The sequence below is a fragment of the Streptomyces xanthochromogenes genome (genome assembly GCF_014650455.1).
In the GTDB taxonomy this organism is placed as follows: domain Bacteria; phylum Actinomycetota; class Actinomycetes; order Streptomycetales; family Streptomycetaceae; genus Streptomyces; species Streptomyces xanthochromogenes.
In genome coordinates this window covers 66,346-83,307 of sequence record NZ_BMUZ01000014.1, presented here as the reverse complement: position 1 = coordinate 83,307, position 16,962 = coordinate 66,346, and the positions used below count along the sequence as shown (strand labels likewise).

Below are 16,962 nucleotides of genomic sequence, written 5' to 3'. Positions count from 1 at the left end.
TCCGGGGCCGCCCTCCTTCATGTCCTGGTCCGGCTGTCGGCCTACGGCTCGAACTTGTAGCCGAGGCCGCGGACCGTCACCAGGTAGCGCGGGGCGCCCGGGTCCGGCTCGATCTTGGCGCGCAGGCGCTTGACGTGGACGTCGAGCGTCTTGGTGTCACCGACGTAGTCCGCACCCCACACCCGGTCGATGAGCTGCATACGCGTCAGCACACGGCCCGCGTTGCGCAGCAGCATCTCCAGGAGGTCGAACTCCTTCAGCGGCAGGTCGACCTTGCCGCCGGAGACGGTGACCACGTGCCGGTCGACGTCCATGCGGACCGGGCCCGCCTCCAGGGCGGCCGGGGTGACCTCCTCGGGCTCGCCGCGGCGGCGCAGCACCGCGCGGATGCGGGCCACCAGCTCGCGCGAGGAGAACGGCTTGGTGACGTAGTCGTCGGCCCCTATTTCCAGGCCCACGACCTTGTCGATCTCGCTGTCCTTCGCCGTCACCATGATGACCGGGACGTTGGAGCGCCCGCGCAGCTGACGGCAGACCTCGGTGCCGGGCAGGCCGGGCAGCATCAGGTCCAGCAGGACCAGGTCGGCGCCGTTGCGCTCGAACTCGTCCAGGCCGTCGGGCCCGGTGGCCGCCACCGCGACCTCGAAGCCCTCCTTGCGGAGCATGTAGGACAGGGCGTCGCTGAAGGATTCCTCATCCTCGACGACGAGCACTCGGGTCACGGAAGGACCTCCGGGGCAGGAACTATGGCTGGTGAATGAGGCACAGCGGAACTGAAGGTCTCGTAGGGGACGTCGTCGTCCTCGTCGGTCGTGACCGGACCGCGCCCGGCCGAGGCGCGGTCGCGGACGGCGCCGGCTTCCGGCAGCCGCAGGGTGAAGGTGGAGCCCTGTCCCTCGGAGCTCCACACCGTGACCTCCCCGCCGTGCGAGGCGGCCACGTGCTTGACGATGGCGAGGCCCAGGCCGGTGCCTCCGGTGGCACGCGAGCGGGCCGGGTCCACCCGGTAGAAGCGCTCGAAGATGCGCTCGCGGTCCTTCTCGGAGATCCCGATGCCCTGGTCGGTCACGGCGATCTCGATCAGTCCCCCAGGGCCGAAAGCCTGGGAGGTGCCCCCACCGCCGGGCGCCGCGATGCGCCGCCCGGCGATGCCGACCCTGGTCCTGGCCGGCGAGTAGTTCACCGCGTTCTCGACGAGGTTGCCGAGGGCGGCGGCGAGCTGGCCGCGGTTGCCCCACACGTACAGGTCGGCGGTGCCGCCCGCGGCCATGGTGATCTGCTTGGTGGACGCGGTGTGCCGGGAGCGGTCTATGGCCTCGGCGACGAGCTCGTCGACGCGGACCGGCTCGGCATCCTCCAGGGGGTCGTCGTTCTGGACCCGGGAGAGGTCGATGAGCTCCTGGACCAGGTTGGTGAGCCGGGTCGCCTCGATCTGCATGCGGCCGGCGAAGCGGGTGACCGCCTCCGGGTCGTCCGAGGCGTCCATGACGGCCTCGGAGAGCAGCGAGAGCGCCCCGGTCGGGGTCTTGAGCTCATGGCTGACGTTGGCCACGAAGTCACGCCGTACGGCCTCGATGCGGCGGGCCTCGGTGAGGTCCTCCACCAGGAGCAGCACGAGCCGGGAGCCGAGCGGGGCGACCCGGGCGGAGACCGCGAGGGCCTCGCCGCGGCCGGTGCCGCGCCGGGGCAGGTCGAGCTCGACCTGCCGTATCTCGCCGTCGCGCCGGGTGTCGCGGGCCATGTGCAGCATGGGCTCGACGGCCAGCTTGCCGCCCCTGACCAGGCCGAGCGCGTACGCCGCCGAGCTCGCCTTGACCACCGAGTCGCTCTCGTCGAGGACGACCGCGGAGGAGCGCAGCACGGAGAGGACCGTGTCCACGCCCGGGGGCAGTACGGCGTCGGTGTGCAGGGATGTCCGCGTGGGCCGCGCCTGATCGCGCTCGCTCCAGCGGAACGCCAGCATGGCGATCACGCCGGTGCACACCCCGGCGATCGCTGCCAATGCGGCGACCGCCGCGTTCACGTCCATGCACCCAGGTTATGCGGGGACACCGACACTCTCCCAGCCAAATGGGTGGCCGCTCGAACGTTCGTCGCCCAGAGTTCACCGAGGTGATAGGGACGGTTCACTTCCTATGGCCGAATCGGACGCGTAGGGGACGGACCGTGGGAGCGTGGGGGTCACAGGCACCCCCGGCCCCCCGGAGACCGTTGTAGAGAGGGACACCCATGCGGGACGCGTACCACGAGGAACTGGACTCGATCGGCGAGGGCCTGGTCGAAATGGCCCGCCTTGTCGGGTCGGCGATCGGGCGCGCCACCACGGCCATGCTCGACGCCGACCTCAAGCTCGCCGAGAGCGTGATCGCGGCCGACCAGAAGGTCGACGATCTCCAGCACGATCTGGAGGCCCGCGCGATAGCGCTGCTGGCCCGCCAGCAGCCCGTCGCCACCGATCTGCGGATCGTGGTGACCTCCCTGCGCATGAGCGCCGACCTGGAGCGCTCGGGCGACCTCGCCCAGCACGTGGCGAAGCTGACCCGGCTGCGCTATCCGGAGCGTGCCGTGCCGCACGACCTGCACGCCACCATCCTGGAGATGGGCCAGCTGGCGCAGCGCCTGATGGCCAAGGCGGCCGAGGTCATCATCACCAAGGACGTCGACCTGGCCCTCCAGCTGGAGCAGGACGACGACGAGATGGACCTGCTGCACCGCACCCTGTTCCAGCACCTGATGGACGACCGCTGGAAGCACGGCATCGAGACGGCCGTCGACGTGACGCTGCTCGGCCGCTACTACGAGCGCTTCGCGGACCACGCGGTGTCGGTCGCCAAGCGCGTGGTCTACCTGGTCACGGGCGAGCACGCCGACGAGCTCCAGCAGGCCTCCCAGGTCGAGGGGGCCTGACCTCCGGCCCACGTCCGGGGAGCACCCTCAACAACCTTGCGCACATGCGCCGTTGACGCGCCCGTTCCCGTGGGCATGCAATGGGCGAAGGCTCGTTGCGGCTGCCTACCCCCGGGAGGGACCCATGGCCGAATCACCCACGACCGAACCACGCCAGGAAGCGCCCGTCACACCTGTCGAAGTGGTCCGGCTCCCCCTGATCGGCGCCTGCGGCTGCGGCTCCGGCTGCGGCTGCGGCTGCCAGTCGGGCGCGCCCTGCCAGTGCGGCGGCTGACCCACGGGGACCGGTACGTGAAGGGCCCCGCCCGGCTTCGGGCGGGGCCCTTCTATCGCCCGAAAACCGTGACCCGCACTTCGCCGCCGGGGTCCGCACGCGAAGATCTCTTCATGCCCATGAAGAAGCCGCGCAAGCGCAAGAACCAGACCGGCGGAGTTCGTCGACCTGCCGTCCAGAAGGCCATCCTGATCTATCACGACATGGCCGTGTACGAGAACTTCGAACGCTGCGCCCGGCGCATCTTCGAGGTGGTCAAGAACGCCCAGCGACGGATGCCGGGCAAGCCGCGTCACTTACTGCTCAGAGTTCAGGGCCACCGCAATGCCGCAGGCGGGTTCGACCACGATGCCCTGGAGATCATCCAGAACTTCACGCTGAAGTACCTCCTCCCCTACCTGACGCAGGTCACTACGCCCTTCCACACCATCGAGAACAACCGCAGACAGCGCGACGACCTGCCGGACGAACTCCGCATCGAGTACCCGGCGGACGACGCGGGGTTCTGGTACGACGTTGACCTGCTCCCCCTTCGGCCGCGCGAGACCACGGCGTCCGACCGCAGGACAGCGCCGAGCCTCAAGGCCATATCCCAGTACCTCGACATGGAGGACAACTGCCTGGTCTGCTGGCGCAAGCCTGCGGAGCGTGCCCATGTGGTGCCGCTGTCGCTCGGCGGCTCGATGGACGTCCGCAACTTCGCGCTGCTCTGCGCCGACCACCACAAGCAGGCGCCGGACATCGCCGACGCAGAGGCCTTCTGGGCCTGGGTGGATTACGCGGAGATACGAGACTCGGGCAGCAAGTGGGAAGAGGCGTCTGCGGACATCAAGGAATGGGTGCGCGAGCACGGGGGGCGGACGGAGATGCAGGACCGAAGCGAGGAGGAGTTCCTGGCCGCCGTGCGGTTCGAACTTCAGTACCTGTACGGGTGGTCGGACGCCGACTTCGACGCGACGTCCTGGGACCTGCTGCACGAGTACCACCAAGTCCTCGACGCAGCTACCGGCAAACACTTCGGCGTGGAGAAGAAGGTCGCTACGCACGCATGGGCCTACCACATCGCCAAACGCCGCATCGCCCGGAAGCACGGGACCGGCTCACCCCTGTCCGCCGATCATCCTTGGACAGGGGTGTGGCCGGTGCCATAACTGACAGCTCTCGGCCCGGGGTCACTTCACGGTGACGGTGACCGTCGGCGAGACGACCTCGTCGTACTTGATGCGCAGGTCCTGCTTGCCCTTGTCGTTGAGCTTGGCCTCGAGGGAGTAGCTGCTGCCCTGCTTGACCAGCGTGCTCGCCTGCAGGGTCGTCCACTTGCTGCCCTTCTTGTGCTGGAGCACGACCTTGGTGCCTATGGGCAGGCCCTTGGTGCGGCCCGTGAAGGTCACCTTGTCGCCGGCCTTCACCGACGTCGACGACGCCTTGATGGTGATCGAGCCGGCCATCTTGGACGCGGAGGGGCTCGGCTTGGGGCTCGCGGCGGCCGAGGCGAAGGTACCGGCCGCGCCGGCGGTCAGCAGGGCGGCGGACAGCGCACCGGCGGCAAGGGTACGGACACAGCGGCTGCGCAGGGTGGTATTCACGTTCTGGACTCCCGTCTTGGCGGACTCCCCCAGGTGAGACGCAGTTCACCACTTCGGGCGAAATGCACCTTTCGAGGCTATCCATGGAGCCGGAGGACGGCGACCCGAGGGTGCGACGGCCGTCACGGAACGTAGAACACGAGCCCCCACCTCCCAGGGGGCGAGATCATGAGGCTCGCAGTGGACGCGCTGGACTTCGACACCGACACCGTGCACATCGTCCACCAGCTCAAGCCGAGCAGGAGCAAGCCCGTGTTCGCACCGCCCGAGGGCGGCAAGCTCAGGTACGTTCCGTTGCCTACACCCGTCGTGGAGGCTCTTCGTGTCCACTGAAGCTCTTCCCTCTTGTGGACATCAGCTTGCCGTCGAAGACCGTGGGCGGACCGGTCATCACCAAGAAGCTGCTGCTCCTCACCCCGATGGGGAACCGCATCTGACGGAGCGACTTCAACACGGAGCAGTGGAAGCCCGCTCTGGCGGACGCCGGTGTCATCCCAGTACAGGGGAGAACGTGAAGGCACTGGCCGAGTACCTGGGGCACTCCGGCCCAGGACTGACACTGCGCGTGTCCCCCCATCTGATGCCAACGAGTCGGGAGAGGACTCGAAAGGCTGTCGCATCGCTCGACACAGAGACGTTCTGTCTACAGAACTGAACCACTCCGGCCTCTATCGGCGCAGATGGGAGAGGTTGACGTCCCGTTTCGTGAGCCATTGCGTCTACGACTCACAAGTTCACGATGTTGATAGCTGCGTACGCGCGTGAGAGATTGGGACTCGTGGAATCTTCTGGAAGAAGCTAGAAGATTCTAGAAGAAGCCAGAATCTTCTAGCAGTAGCTCGAAGGTTCTGGCAGCAAGAAGGGCCCGGTTCTGGCTGCAATCCAGATCCAGGCCCCTCCCGCAGTCAACGAGCCCGGTCGCGTTCCCAGAGACCGGGCTCGCTGCATACGCAGCTACCGGTTCCGACCGTTCTCGCGCGTGACCCGCTCATCGAGCGAACTGCATCACGCTGGTAGCGACTGTTACGACTAGACCCGCCCCCGCGAGCCAGACCTGCCACCTCTCGGCGCCGGTCCATGGCCTGCGGAGCTTGCTCTTTTCGATACGCATCCCTACCACCTCCCTTCTCCTCCAACCGGCCCGCCAATTCGAGCCGGAGCCTCTGAACTCGCGTGGCCAAGCACGGAGTTCAAGGGAGGATCAGGTGAAGCGCGACAAGCATACCGTTACGTCTGACACTCAAAGGGGTACAGCCATACGGGTCGCCGTACCGCCCCGTACGCAGTTCGCGGCCCCTAGACGGCCCACAGATATAGGCAAGCCCCCCACGTGCAAAACATGCAGATGGGGGGCTTGAGTCCGTGTGGTGTTACTTCTTGCCCTGGTTCTTGACGGCCTCGATCGCGGCGGCGGCCGCGTCCGGGTCCAGGTAGGTGCCGCCCGGCTTGACCGGCTTGAAGTCGGCGTCGAGCTCGTACACGAGCGGGATGCCGGTCGGGATGTTCAGGCCCGCGATGTCGGCGTCGGAGATGCCGTCGAGGTGCTTGACCAGCGCGCGCAGCGAGTTGCCGTGCGCGGCGACCAGGACGGTCTTGCCGTCGAGCAGGTCCGGGACGATGCCGTCGTACCAGTACGGCAGCATGCGCGTGACGACGTCCTTGAGGCACTCGGTCTGCGGGCGCAGCTCCGGCGGGATCGTCGCGTAACGGGCGTCGTCGCTCTGCGAGAACTCCGTGCCGTCCTCAAGGGCCGGCGGCGGGGTGTCGTACGAGCGGCGCCACAGCATGAACTGCTCCTCGCCGAACTCGGCGAGCGTCTGCGCCTTGTCCTTGCCCTGGAGCGCGCCGTAGTGGCGCTCGTTCAGACGCCAGCTGCGGTGCACCGGAATCCAGTGGCGGTCCGCGGACTCCAGCGCGAGCTGGGCGGTGCGGATGGCGCGCTTCTGGAGGGAGGTGTGCAGCACGTCGGGGAGCAGGCCGGCGTCCTTGAGCAGCTCACCGCCGCGCGCCGCCTCCTTCTCGCCCTTCGGCGTGAGGTTGACGTCCACCCACCCGGTGAACAGGTTCTTCTCGTTCCACTCGCTCTCGCCGTGGCGGAGCAGGATCAGCTTGTACGGTGCGTCGGCCATGCGTCCGAGCCTAATCGACGTTCCGGGGCCCTCGCGCGCGCAGGGACCAAGGTCCCGGGGGCGTCTCGATTGACGGACGCCGTCAATTCACTGGCCCCCGGAACCGGGCCACTTGTAACGTGCGGACATCGGTTGCAGCACTTACAGCGGTGCCCCTTGTGGCGGTGCCGCCCGCCGTGCCGCCGCTCACAGCCTTGCCACAGTTCCGGGGGAGCCACATGTCCGTCGCCAGTCTCAGACTCGCCGCACGAGAAACCGTCTCGGGGCTGCCCCGGGAGTTCTGGTGGCTGTGGACCAGCACCCTGATCAACCGGCTCGGGGCCTTCGTCGCCACCTTCATGGCGCTCTACCTCACCCTGGACCGGGGCTATTCGGCCTCGTACGCGGGACTTGTGGCCTCCCTGCACGGACTCGGCGGGGTCGTCTCCTCGATCGGCGGCGGCGTGATGACCGACCGCCTCGGGCGTCGGCCCACCCTCGTCATCGCCCAGACGGCGACGGCCTTCTCCGTCGCGCTGCTCGGCTTCATGACGGACCCGGTGGCGATCGCGGGCGTGGCCTTCCTTGTCGGCATGGCGAGCAACGCGTCGCGGCCCGCGGTGCAGGCGATGATGGCGGACATCGTGCGGCCCGAGGACCGGGTACGGGCGTTCTCCCTCAACTACTGGGCGATCAACCTGGGGTTCGCCGTGTCGTCGGCGGCGGCGGGGTTCATCGCGCAGTACAGCTACCTGGCCGGCTTCCTCGGCGAGGCGACGCTGACCCTGGTCTGCGCGATCGTGGTGTTCCTGAAGCTGCCGGAGTCGCGCCCGCAGCGCACGGCCGAGGAGAAGGTGACGGAGCCTCAGGTCGGCATCGGTACGGTGCTGCGGGACGGCCGCTTCATGGGCGTGGTGGGCCTGTCGTTCCTCATCTCCCTTATTTTCCAACAGGGTTACGTGGGGCTTCCCGTCGCGATGGGCACCGACGGTTTTTCGAGCGCGGACTTCGGCCTGGCGATCGCGGTCAACGGCATCCTGATCGTGGCGGTCCAGATTCCCGTCACCCGCTACATCCAGCACCGCGACCCGCGCCGCCTGCTGGTCGCCTCGGCGCTGCTCGCGGGCTACGGCTTCGGCCTGACGGCGTTCGCCGGTTCGGTCGCGGTGTACGCCCTGACGATCTGCGTCTGGACCCTGGCCGAGATCGTCAACGCCCCCACCCAGACGGGCCTGGTGGTCCGCCTCTCGCCCACCCACGGCCGAGGCCGCTACCAGGGCGTCTACACGATGTCCTGGTCCGTGGCAGCGCTGGTCGCCCCGCTCCTGTCGGGTTACGTCATCGACCACTTCGGGGCGGGCTGGCTGTGGGGGACGTGCGCGGTCCTGGGCATGGTGGCGGCGGCGGGGTACTGGGGGCTGATGCGAGGCCTGCCGGCGGAGGGCCCGGCCACCGTGGCGGTGCCGTCCCCGGCCGGGGTTCCGTCGCCTGCGGGGGTGCCGTCCCCGGTGGCGGCGGACGTCGAGGCGCGGGCGGACTCGGGGGTGTAGAACCCCTGCTCTACCCCGCCTCCCCCGTGACCCGCCCGAACGCCGCGAGGTTCCGCGTGGACTCGCCCCGCGAGACCCGCCACGCGTACTCCCGCCGGATGGCGGACGCGAACCCCATTTCGAGCAGGGTGTTGAAGGAACCGTCCGCCTCCTCCAGGACGACCCCGAGCAGCCGGTCGAGTTCCTCCGGCGTCACCGAGGAGAGCGGGACCTTCCCCGCCAGGTAGACGTCCCCGAGGCGGTCGACCGCGTAACTCACCCCGTACAGACGGAGGTTGCGCTCCAGGAGCCAGCGATGCACGGCCGGCTCGTTCTCGTCGGGGTGGCGCACCACGAACGCGTTCACGGAGAGGGAGTGCCGCCCGACCCGCAGCGAGCAGGTCGTGGAGAGCTTGCGCGTGCCGGGCAGCGTGACCACGTACGCGCCCGGTTCCGGAGACTCCCACGAGAGCTCCGCGTCCTTGAGCGCCGCTTCGATGACCTGCCGCACGTCAGCCATGCCGCGAGCCTACGCGAAGCCCCCCGGGCCCCGGGCCCGGCCCGGACCGGGGCAGCTCAGCCGTGCGCGCGGACCCGCCGCCGGTGCTCGTGCATCGCCGCCGTGTACACGTCCGCCGTGGCCGCCGCCGCCGTCCCCCAGCCGAAGGACTGCGCGTGCCGGGCGGCCGCGCCGCCCATGCGCTCCACCAGCGCCGGTTCCTCGACGAAGCGGTACAGGGCGGTCGCGTAGTCCTTGGGGTCGTGGCCCTGGACGAGGAAGCCCGTCGAGCCGTCCCGTACCGCCACCGGAAGCCCGCCGACCGACGCCGCGACCACCGGTGTCCCGGCGGCCTGCGCCTCGATGGCGACCAGGCCGAACGATTCGCTGTACGACGGCATGACCAGGACGGACGCCGCCCGGAACCAGTCCGCGAGCCGGTCCTGGCCGACCGGCGGCCTGAACCGTACGACGTCACCGACGCCGAGCTTGGCCGCCAGCTTCTGCAGGCCCTCCGGCTTGGCCAGGCCGCTCCCGGACGGCCCGCCCACGATCGGCACGATCATCCGCGAGCGCAGCGAGGGGTCCCGGTCCAGGAGCTCGGCAGCCGCGCGCAGCAGGATGTCCGGCGCCTTCAGGGGCTGTATGCGGCCCGCGAAGAGCGGAACGAAGGCGTCCCGCGGCAGCCCGAGCCGGTCGCGCGCGGCGGTGCGGCCGTCCGCCGGGCGGAAGCGGTCGAGGTTCACCCCGGGGTGGACGACGGCGACCTTGCCGGGCTCGGCGTCGTAGAAGCGGACGAGTTCGTCGGCCTCCTCGGCGGTGTTGGCGATCAGACGGTCCGCCGCGTTCACGATCTGCGTCTCGCCGATGACCCGCGCGGCCGGCTCGGGGGTGTCGCCCTCGGCGAGCGCCGCGTTCTTGACCTTGGCCATGGTGTGCATGGCGTGCACCAGGGGCACGCCCCAGCGCTGGGCCGCGAGCCAGCCCACGTGCCCGGAGAGCCAGTAGTGGGAGTGGACCAGGTCGTAGTAGCCGGGCCGGTGGCGCGCCCAGGCCTGCATCACTCCGTGCGTGAACGCACAGAGCTGTGCGGGCAGCTCCTCCTTGGCCAGTCCCTCGTAGGGCCCCGCGTCGATGTGCCGCACGAGCACCCCGGGCGACATCTCCACGGCGGGAGCGAGCCCGCCCGTGGTGGCCCGGGTGAAGATCTCGACCTCGATGTTGATCGCGGCCAGGCGCTTGGCGAGCTCCACGATGTACACGTTCATGCCACCGGCGTCGCCCGTGCCCGGCTGGTGCAGCGGGGAGGTGTGGACGCTGAGCATGGCGACCCGCCGGGGCTTGCGGTGACCGCCGGGCAGCCGGAGCCTGGGCGGCCCCGCCAGGGTGCCGGCGAACCGGGACACGTACTGGCTCACGTCGAGGGCCTCCTCGGCTCGGGGCACTGCCTTGGGACGCGGATCGGGCATGCGGGACGGGCACGGGGGACGCCCTTCCAAAGCCCCGAACACCGGAACCCGCCCTTTCATTTCCACTTTGCCAAAATGTTGCCGGACCCGCCGGGGCGCCGCTTGCGCCGCCCGAACCGGCCGGTCACCGGCTTGCGCCGCCTACCCTCGTCCCATGGCTCCACCCGCCCCGCCCGCGAAACGCCCCGTCGGCACCGTCACCCGCGGCACCACCAACCCGAACCGGCTGCGCCGCATGGACCGCTGGATCGCGGACGCGCACGGGGCGGCGCTGCGCCGCGCGACGGCCCCGGTCGCCGTCGACCTCGGGTACGGGGCCGCCCCCTGGACCGCGGTGGAACTGCTCCAGCGCCTGCGTACCGCGGCCCCCGCCGTCTCGGTGGTGGGCATCGAGATCGAGCCCGCCCGGGTCGCCGCCGCCAAGCCGTACGAGCGCGAGGGCCTCGCCTTCCGGCACGGCGGCTTCGAGGTCCCGCTGCCCGAGCCGCCGCTGCTGATCCGCGCGGCGAACGTGCTGCGTCAGTACGACGAGGCCGAGGTCGCCGCGGTCTGGGCCCGCCTGTGCGCGCGGCTCGCACCCGGCGGACTGCTCGTCGAGGGCACCTGCGACGAGATCGGGCGCCGCCACGTGTGGATCGCGCTCGGCCCCTCGGGCCCCCGCACGGTGACCTTCGCGACCCGGCTCGGCTCCCTGGAGCGCCCCTCCGACCTGGCCGAGCGGCTACCCAAGGCGCTGATCCACCGCAATGTGCCGGGTGAGCCGGTGCACGCCTTCCTGCGCGACTTCGACCGGGCGTGGGCGGCGGCGGCCCCGTACGCCTCGCTCGGCGCGCGCCAGCGCTGGATCGCCTCCGTACGAGGCCTGGCGGGCGACTGGCCGGTCGTGGACGGCCCCCGGCGCTGGCGACAGGGCGAGGTGACGGTCGACTGGTCGGCGCTGGCGCCCCGTTGAGGCCCGCGCGGCGCGAAGCGGCCGGCTGTCGCTGTCGTCTTACGAGTGAACTCCCGTGGCCCGCGGAACGCGTGGAGCCCGGGGTTCGTCAGACGGAAGGGAGCCGGGCGGCGGTGCGCGCAAGGGGACGAGCCTCGTCCGGTGCCTCTGCGCCCCTGTCGTTTTGACCGGGGGCGTGGCAGCATCGCGGGCATCGGTGTGATGTTACTGACGGTAAATCACATGCGGGTGCCCGGTGTTCCGGTGTGGGGCCGGAGTTGACTGGAGGGGGAGTTCTCAGTGCCGAACAAGGTGCCGAAGAAGCGCCGTCTGGCGACCGCGATCGCCTTGGTGTGCGCCCTGACCGCTTTGGCCGCGCCGGGCACGGCGTTCGCCGACCCGGCACCGACGCCGTCGACCACGACGCAGGGCGCGCCCAAGACGCTCGACGAGGTGAGCAAGGAGATCGACGGCCTGTACCGCCAGGCGGCCGTGGCCACCGACGCGTACAACCTCGCCGAGGAGAAGACCAAGCAACAGTCCGCGCAGATCGTGCAGTTGGCCCAGGAGATCGTGAAGGGCCAGGAGAAGATCAAGCGCCTGAAGGACCAGGCCGGCGCCACCGCGCGGATGCAGTACCGCAACGGCGGCCTGCCGCCCGGCGCGCAGATGATGCTCAGCGGCGACCCCGAGGCCTTCCTGGACGGTGCCGACTCCCTGCGGCAGGGCCAGCAGGCGGCCCAGGGTCTGCTCGCTGAACTGGACAGGACCCAGGCCGACTTGGCGGCCTACAGCGCGGACGCCACCGCCCAGTGGAAGAACCTGGAGGCCAACCGGGTCAAGAAGGAAGCCGCGAAGAAGGACATAACGGAGAAGATCGCGGCGGCGGAGAAGCTCCAGTCCCAGCTCAAGGAGCAGGAGCGCGAGCGCCTGGCCGAGTTGGAGCGCAAGAAGGAGTTCGACTCGCAGACGGCCTGGCTGAGCACGGGCGTCCTGAAGGACATCAACAGCAGCGCGAGCGAGCAGGGCAAGAAGGCCGTGAAGTTCGCCACGGACCAGATCGGCAAGAAGTACATCTGGGGCGCGGCGGGTCCCGACACCTTCGACTGCTCGGGGCTCACCTCACAGGCCTGGCTCGCGGCCGGTCACCCCATCCCGCGCACATCGCAGGAGCAGTGGGCCCAGCTGCCGCACGTCGCGATCAAGGACATGCGCCCGGGTGACCTCGTCATTTACTTCGCCGACGCCACCCACGTCGGGATGTACATCGGCGACGGCGCGATCGTGCACTCCCCCCGCCCGGGCCGGACCGTGACGATCACCGGGGCGGGGTCCATGCCGATACTCGGCGTCGTGCGGCCGGACAAGTAGCGGCACACCGAGGACGGTACGGCCGGGCAGCGGCGGCGCGGCGAGGGGGGCACGGGCACGCCCCGCGGCCGACCCGGACATCCGGGCACGGATATCCGGCACGGACACCCGGGCACCGGGACCCGGGGCACGCCGACCCGTCGGCAGGGGCACGGCGCAACTTCCTGAGGCCCGGACAAATAAGGCATGTGGCATATGCCATCCGGTCGGACGTGATGAACCACCCAACGCCATTCCGCCACCCCCGTGGATGACGCTAGGGTCCCGGCTGGTGGGGCGCCGACCGGCGCTCCCCCGCGCCCTCGGGGGGAGGGAAGGATCCCGGAACCGACGATGCCCGCATCCCAGCACGTACCCGTACCGCACCAGCGAGCCGCCCCTCAGGCCGCGCCGGGCAGCGCCGGCGACGGCCCGCTCAACCTGCTGGTCATCGAGGACGACCCGGCGGGCACCTTCACCGTGCACGAGCTGCTCGACGCGGCGGGCACCCGGGTCCGCATCCGTACCGCCCGCAACCTCACCGAGGCCGAGCGGCTGCTCACCGACGACATCCACTGCATCCTGCTCGATCTGGCGCTGCCGGGCCGCGACCCCGACGACGAGCTGGCGGCCCTGCGCCATCTGCTCCTCCTCGCGCCGCGCCACGCCGTACTGGCCCTCACCCCGTCCGGGCACGCGGAGCGGGCGGCGGAGGCGGTCCGGGTCGGCGCGCAGGACTACCTGTTCCGGGACGAGCTGGACGGCAGGCTCCTGAGCCGTGCCATCCGGTACGCGGTGGAGCGCAAGCGCGCGGACACCGCCCAGTACAAGCTGGCCGAGTCGAAGCTGCGCGCCCAGGAGAACGCCCGGCTGGAGCGCGGCCTCCTGCCGACGCCGCTGCTCGAAGGCTCGGACCTGCGCTTCGCCGCCCGCTACCGCCCCGGCCGCTCCCGGGCGCTGCTCGGCGGCGACTTCTACGACACGGTGCGCACACCCGACGGAACCGTCCACGCGATGATCGGCGACGTCTGCGGCCACGGCCCCGACGAGGCGGCCCTCGGGGTCGAACTCCGCATCGCCTGGCGGGCGTTGACGCTCGCGGGGCTGTGCGGGGACGACCTGCTCTCCACCCTGCAGGAGGTCCTGGAGCACGAGCGGGACAGCGAGGAGATATTCGCGACGCTGTGCACGGTCGACATCGCGCCCGACGGCCGCAGCGCCGGCCTGTGCCTGGCCGGCCACCCCGCCCCGCTGATCGCCCTCGACGGCCGGGCGCAACTGCTGCCGTACGAGAACGGAGGACCGGCCCTCGGCCTGCTGCCGCGCGCCCGCTGGTCGCGCCGCCAGGTTCAACTCGGCCGGGAATGGGGCCTGTTGATGTACACCGACGGCCTGATCGAGGGCCGCACCGGCGAGGGCAGCGGGCAGCGGCTCGGCCAGGACGGCATGGTGGAGATGATCAACAGTCAGCTGGCGTCCGGCCTGCGCGGCGAGTCACTGCTCGAAGCGGCGGTGACCCGGGCGCGCGAACTCAACGGAGGCGAGCTGACGGACGACGTGGCGGTGGTCCTCCTGGAACGCAAACGCGGCGACCGGGACGGCCGCCGCGCCTGATGAGGGAGCTGCCCGCCCGCGCCTACCGGCCGCCGTTGTAGGGCCCGTAGGGACCGTCGCTGCTGGAGCCGCCGCCACGGCGGCCGCCACGACCGCCGCCGGAGACCTGCCGGATCGCGGGCCGTACGTCCACCATGAACACGATCGAGGCGACGAGCCCGGCGAGCTGGAGGAAGAGCATCGGCACGAACAGGTTCACCACGACCGTGATGCCGAGGACGATCAGCCAGAACGGCTTGGTCTGCTTCTCGGCCGCCCGGTAGGCGTCCTCGCGTGCGATCACGGCGAAGACCAGCGCCACCACGGCGATGACGAGCATCGCGAGATAGAGCAGCGAAGTGAAAAGGCTGAATCCCGAGAGCAACATGCCGTGCACCGCCTAGTCAGTACTGAAGTGGGTGGAGAGCGCCTCGCGGCCAAGGTACTGGTTCAACGGGGCGGACACCGCGAAGGTGCCCGCCCCGCGAAACCGGCGCCCGAGCCGCCGCGGACATCTACTCCGCGGACTTGACGGTGCTCTTCTTCACGGGGGCCTTGCGCGGGGCGGCCTTCTTGGCGGCGGGCTTGTCGGCGTCCGAGTCGGCCGTGGCCGCGTCCTGGCCTGCCGGAGCCTCGTCCTTCGGCTCGGCGTCGGGCTCGACGACACTGGCGATCTCGACGATCTCGTCGGCCGCCTCGCCGCGCCACTGCTTGACGACCTCCTGGCCGTGCTCGGCGACGGAGTCGTAGCCCTCGCGCGCCTTGACGGCGTACTCGGCGAGGACGCCGACGCCGCGCAGGGCCAGGTCCTGGGCGTTCTCACCGAGCTTCTTCAGGTCGCCGTCGAGGGCGCCGAAGAGCTCGCCCGCCCGCGTCGTGACGGCGCTCTGCACCTCCTTGACCCGCGCGGTCGCCTTCTCCTGCACGGCCTTGGGGTCGGTGCGGCGCACGGCCTCGATGCGCTCGGGCGCCTCGGACTGGATCTTCTCGATCAGCGCCGGAACCTTCTTGGCCTGCTGCCCCGCGATGTCCGCCGTGCCGGCGAGGAAGTAGAGGGGGGTGGGGTCGGTGAGGGTCTTGCGCAGGTCATCGGTGATGGCCATGACTGTCCTCCCGGATCAGTGCTCAGTTGCTCGCTTGAGGGTGGTCGGCATCGCTGCCGTCGGCGCCGCTGCCGTCGGCCGCGCCTTCGGTGCCCGTCTCGTCGGCGTCGAGCCCGTTCTCCTTGCGGAAGGACTCGTAGATCTGGAGCAGAACCTGCTTCTGACGCTCGCTGAGCGAGGGGTCGGCGAGAATGACGCTCCGCGTCCCAGCGGCCTCGGGGGACCGCTCGTCGAGAATGCCGGCCTGCACGTACAGCGTCTCGGCGGAGATCCGCAGCGCCTTCGCGAGCTGCTGCAGAATGTCCGCGCTCGGCTTGCGCAGCCCGCGCTCGATCTGACTCAGATACGGATTGGACACCCCGGCGGCATCGGCGAGCTGCCGCAGCGACAGCTGCGCGTTGCGCCGCTGCTCGCGCAGATACTCGCCGAGATTGCCGACGTTGAGCGATGCCATGCCCCGATGGTGCACCCATCGCGCTAACTATTGCAAGCGGATGCTTGCAAAAGTGCGCCGTCCCACTCCGCCGCATCCGTGTGACTTCACCCGATAGGTGTCATCTTCCAGGGATTCTTGTCACCAGTCCCCGCGTACGGCCGGTCATCTTCGGGACTGGGCGTCCGCTTGAGCAGAAGCCGACAGATCTCGTTGTCGCCCAAAAGCCGCGCGTCGCGCACGAGCATGGTGATGGGCCGTACGACTGAGGTCGGCCCCCGCTCCGAGGGGAAGCGCGTGAACGAGGATCAGATGCCGGACTGCCTGGGCTGCTCCGACGAACCGAGCCGCCAGGCCGTCGTGTTCCCGACCGGCCCGGCCGGTGACGCCCGCGCAGACTCGCCCACCGGCCTGTACGCCGATCGAGCACTGTGGTGCCAGCCCTGCTGGGTCTACCAGGGCCCGTTCGACCGGTTCCACCTCCTGTACAGCCGACGCCTGCGTAGGTACATCGGCGGAACGCTGCGTCACCTGCCGTTCGAGCAGCGCGAGAGGGCCGTAGACGAGGTCGCGGCGGAGACCATGGCCGTCCTGTGGGAGAAGCGCGAGAAGCTGAAGAAGCCCGAGCGTGCCATGTACCAGGTGGCCAAGAGAACGGCCTGGAGGCGTTACCCCCTGGAGCGGAAGGAGACTCCCGCCGACCTCGCGGAGATCGAGGAGGCCACGGAGGATCCGATCGACGCGCTGGTCGACCGGATCCTTCTGGAGGAGGAACTGGCCAAGCTCCCGGAGAAGGAACGTCGGTACCTGTACGAGCACAAGGCACTCGGTGAGACCGCCCAGAGCGTGGCGGACGACTACGGCGTCGCCAAGGGGACGGTCACCCAGAGCACCCGGCGTGGGCTGGAGAAGATGCGCCCGGCCTTCGAGTACATCCGCTTCTTCACGGCCCTCGCCGAGGTCGTCCGGGTGATCAGTCACTGGTTGTTCTAGTGACCCGGCGAGCCGCCCTCCCCGTACGCAGTGATGGTCACCACGCGCCGGGTCGGGTGCATGCTGGCCATCACGTCGCTGGCGGCGGGACAGCGCTGCCTGCGGGCCTGGGTGACGATTCGTTTCCAGATGCTGAGGCCTCCGCCGTGACGCTCGGCGAGGACGGCGGCGGTCTCCCCGCTTCCGG

Annotated in this window: 17 protein-coding genes and 1 pseudogene; 9 read left to right on the top strand and 9 right to left on the bottom strand. The window is 70.0% G+C overall.

Annotated features, from left to right (window positions below; translation table 11 throughout):
• Positions 1-41 precede the first annotated feature (41 nt).
• Both phoP and phoR read right to left on the bottom strand, forming a co-directional pair.
• Positions 42-713: a two-component system response regulator PhoP gene (gene phoP, locus IE267_RS31580; protein ID WP_465270246.1), complete on the bottom strand. Its 672-nt coding sequence runs from the start codon at positions 711-713 to the stop codon at positions 42-44.
• Between the two features lie 5 nt (positions 714-718).
• Entirely contained in the window at positions 719-2,029 is a 1,311-nt protein-coding gene (gene phoR, locus IE267_RS31575) for a two-component system sensor histidine kinase PhoR (protein WP_167158119.1), read from the bottom strand.
• Positions 2,030-2,229: 200 nt separating this feature from the next.
• On the opposite strand from phoR, the gene phoU reads away from it, so the two are divergent.
• The 3 genes from phoU to IE267_RS39825 all read left to right on the top strand — a co-directional run bounded on the left by phoU (position 2,230) and on the right by IE267_RS39825 (position 4,332).
• A complete protein-coding gene (phoU, locus tag IE267_RS31570) occupies positions 2,230-2,907 on the top strand; it encodes a phosphate signaling complex protein PhoU (protein WP_161248455.1) in 678 nt (225 codons plus the stop codon).
• Between the two features lie 124 nt (positions 2,908-3,031).
• The gene (locus IE267_RS31565) at positions 3,032-3,181 is read left to right on the top strand and encodes a hypothetical protein (protein ID WP_189765523.1); all 150 of its coding nucleotides are present in this window, start codon (positions 3,032-3,034) and stop codon (positions 3,179-3,181) included.
• 113 nt (positions 3,182-3,294) lie between these two features.
• Entirely contained in the window at positions 3,295-4,332 is a 1,038-nt protein-coding gene (locus IE267_RS39825) for an HNH endonuclease (RefSeq protein ID WP_229861525.1), read from the top strand.
• Positions 4,333-4,353: 21 nt separating this feature from the next.
• Here the strand turns inward: IE267_RS39825 and IE267_RS31555 are convergent, their stop codons facing one another.
• A complete protein-coding gene (locus IE267_RS31555; RefSeq protein WP_189765522.1) occupies positions 4,354-4,767 on the bottom strand; it encodes a hypothetical protein in 414 nt (137 codons plus the stop codon).
• Between the two features lie 159 nt (positions 4,768-4,926).
• Here IE267_RS31555 and IE267_RS40505 point away from each other — a divergent pair.
• A pseudogene (locus IE267_RS40505) lies at positions 4,927-5,422 on the top strand (site-specific integrase); the annotation flags it as partial.
• Positions 5,423-6,137: 715 nt separating this feature from the next.
• Here IE267_RS40505 and IE267_RS31545 read toward each other — a convergent pair.
• Positions 6,138-6,896 (bottom strand): phosphoglyceromutase, encoded by a 759-nt coding sequence (locus IE267_RS31545; RefSeq protein ID WP_161248451.1) that lies wholly within the window; start codon positions 6,894-6,896, stop codon positions 6,138-6,140.
• Between the two features lie 218 nt (positions 6,897-7,114).
• Here IE267_RS31545 and IE267_RS31540 point away from each other — a divergent pair, with 218 nt between their 5' ends.
• Complete coding sequence (locus IE267_RS31540) at positions 7,115-8,425, top strand: MDR family MFS transporter (protein WP_189765520.1); 1,311 nt, start codon at positions 7,115-7,117, stop codon at positions 8,423-8,425.
• 10 nt (positions 8,426-8,435) lie between these two features.
• Here the strand turns inward: IE267_RS31540 and IE267_RS31535 are convergent, their stop codons facing one another.
• Both IE267_RS31535 and mshA read right to left on the bottom strand, forming a co-directional pair.
• A complete protein-coding gene (locus tag IE267_RS31535; RefSeq protein ID WP_161248447.1) occupies positions 8,436-8,924 on the bottom strand; it encodes a type III secretion system chaperone family protein in 489 nt (162 codons plus the stop codon).
• A 56-nt stretch (positions 8,925-8,980) separates the two neighbouring features.
• Positions 8,981-10,321, bottom strand: coding sequence for a D-inositol-3-phosphate glycosyltransferase (mshA, locus tag IE267_RS31530; protein WP_167158147.1), 1,341 nt, complete (start codon positions 10,319-10,321; stop codon positions 8,981-8,983).
• Positions 10,322-10,526: 205 nt separating this feature from the next.
• Here mshA and IE267_RS31525 point away from each other — a divergent pair, with 205 nt between their 5' ends.
• From IE267_RS31525 to IE267_RS31515, 3 genes are all read left to right on the top strand, one after another.
• Positions 10,527-11,324 (top strand): class I SAM-dependent methyltransferase, encoded by a 798-nt coding sequence (locus IE267_RS31525; RefSeq protein WP_189765519.1) that lies wholly within the window; start codon positions 10,527-10,529, stop codon positions 11,322-11,324.
• Between the two features lie 279 nt (positions 11,325-11,603).
• Positions 11,604-12,674, top strand: coding sequence for a C40 family peptidase (locus IE267_RS31520; RefSeq protein WP_229861524.1), 1,071 nt, complete (start codon positions 11,604-11,606; stop codon positions 12,672-12,674).
• 333 nt (positions 12,675-13,007) lie between these two features.
• Positions 13,008-14,267: a PP2C family protein-serine/threonine phosphatase gene (locus IE267_RS31515; protein ID WP_167158149.1), complete on the top strand. Its 1,260-nt coding sequence runs from the start codon at positions 13,008-13,010 to the stop codon at positions 14,265-14,267.
• Between the two features lie 22 nt (positions 14,268-14,289).
• On the opposite strand, the gene IE267_RS31510 is transcribed toward IE267_RS31515, so the two are convergent.
• The 3 genes from IE267_RS31510 to IE267_RS31500 all read right to left on the bottom strand — a co-directional run bounded on the left by IE267_RS31510 (position 14,290) and on the right by IE267_RS31500 (position 15,803).
• Positions 14,290-14,634: a DUF2516 family protein gene (locus IE267_RS31510; protein ID WP_161248439.1), complete on the bottom strand. Its 345-nt coding sequence runs from the start codon at positions 14,632-14,634 to the stop codon at positions 14,290-14,292.
• A 127-nt stretch (positions 14,635-14,761) separates the two neighbouring features.
• Complete coding sequence (locus IE267_RS31505; protein ID WP_167158150.1) at positions 14,762-15,349, bottom strand: hypothetical protein; 588 nt, start codon at positions 15,347-15,349, stop codon at positions 14,762-14,764.
• Between the two features lie 22 nt (positions 15,350-15,371).
• The gene (locus IE267_RS31500; RefSeq protein ID WP_161248435.1) at positions 15,372-15,803 is read right to left on the bottom strand and encodes a helix-turn-helix domain-containing protein; all 432 of its coding nucleotides are present in this window, start codon (positions 15,801-15,803) and stop codon (positions 15,372-15,374) included.
• Positions 15,804-16,079: 276 nt separating this feature from the next.
• On the opposite strand from IE267_RS31500, the gene IE267_RS31495 reads away from it, so the two are divergent.
• Entirely contained in the window at positions 16,080-16,775 is a 696-nt protein-coding gene (locus tag IE267_RS31495; protein ID WP_189765518.1) for an RNA polymerase sigma factor, read from the top strand.
• Positions 16,776-16,962: the final 187 nt, after the last annotated feature.

What these genes read in the sequence shown, in the direction of transcription:
- phoR (WP_167158119.1), bottom strand. Translation starts at nt 2,029, where the DNA reads ATGGACGTGAACGCGGCGGTCGCCGCATTGGCAGCGATCGCCGGGGTG.
- IE267_RS31515 (WP_167158149.1), top strand. Translation starts at nt 13,008, where the DNA reads ATGCCCGCATCCCAGCACGTACCCGTACCGCACCAGCGAGCCGCCCCT.
- IE267_RS31505 (WP_167158150.1), bottom strand. Translation starts at nt 15,349, where the DNA reads ATGGCCATCACCGATGACCTGCGCAAGACCCTCACCGACCCCACCCCC.
- phoU (WP_161248455.1), top strand. Translation starts at nt 2,230, where the DNA reads ATGCGGGACGCGTACCACGAGGAACTGGACTCGATCGGCGAGGGCCTG.
- IE267_RS31500 (WP_161248435.1), bottom strand. Translation starts at nt 15,803, where the DNA reads ATGGCATCGCTCAACGTCGGCAATCTCGGCGAGTATCTGCGCGAGCAG.
- IE267_RS31525 (WP_189765519.1), top strand. Translation starts at nt 10,527, where the DNA reads ATGGCTCCACCCGCCCCGCCCGCGAAACGCCCCGTCGGCACCGTCACC.
- IE267_RS31540 (WP_189765520.1), top strand. Translation starts at nt 7,115, where the DNA reads ATGTCCGTCGCCAGTCTCAGACTCGCCGCACGAGAAACCGTCTCGGGG.
- IE267_RS39825 (WP_229861525.1), top strand. Translation starts at nt 3,295, where the DNA reads ATGCCCATGAAGAAGCCGCGCAAGCGCAAGAACCAGACCGGCGGAGTT.
- IE267_RS31535 (WP_161248447.1), bottom strand. Translation starts at nt 8,924, where the DNA reads ATGGCTGACGTGCGGCAGGTCATCGAAGCGGCGCTCAAGGACGCGGAG.
- IE267_RS31510 (WP_161248439.1), bottom strand. Translation starts at nt 14,634, where the DNA reads ATGTTGCTCTCGGGATTCAGCCTTTTCACTTCGCTGCTCTATCTCGCG.
- IE267_RS31545 (WP_161248451.1), bottom strand. Translation starts at nt 6,896, where the DNA reads ATGGCCGACGCACCGTACAAGCTGATCCTGCTCCGCCACGGCGAGAGC.
- IE267_RS31565 (WP_189765523.1), top strand. Translation starts at nt 3,032, where the DNA reads ATGGCCGAATCACCCACGACCGAACCACGCCAGGAAGCGCCCGTCACA.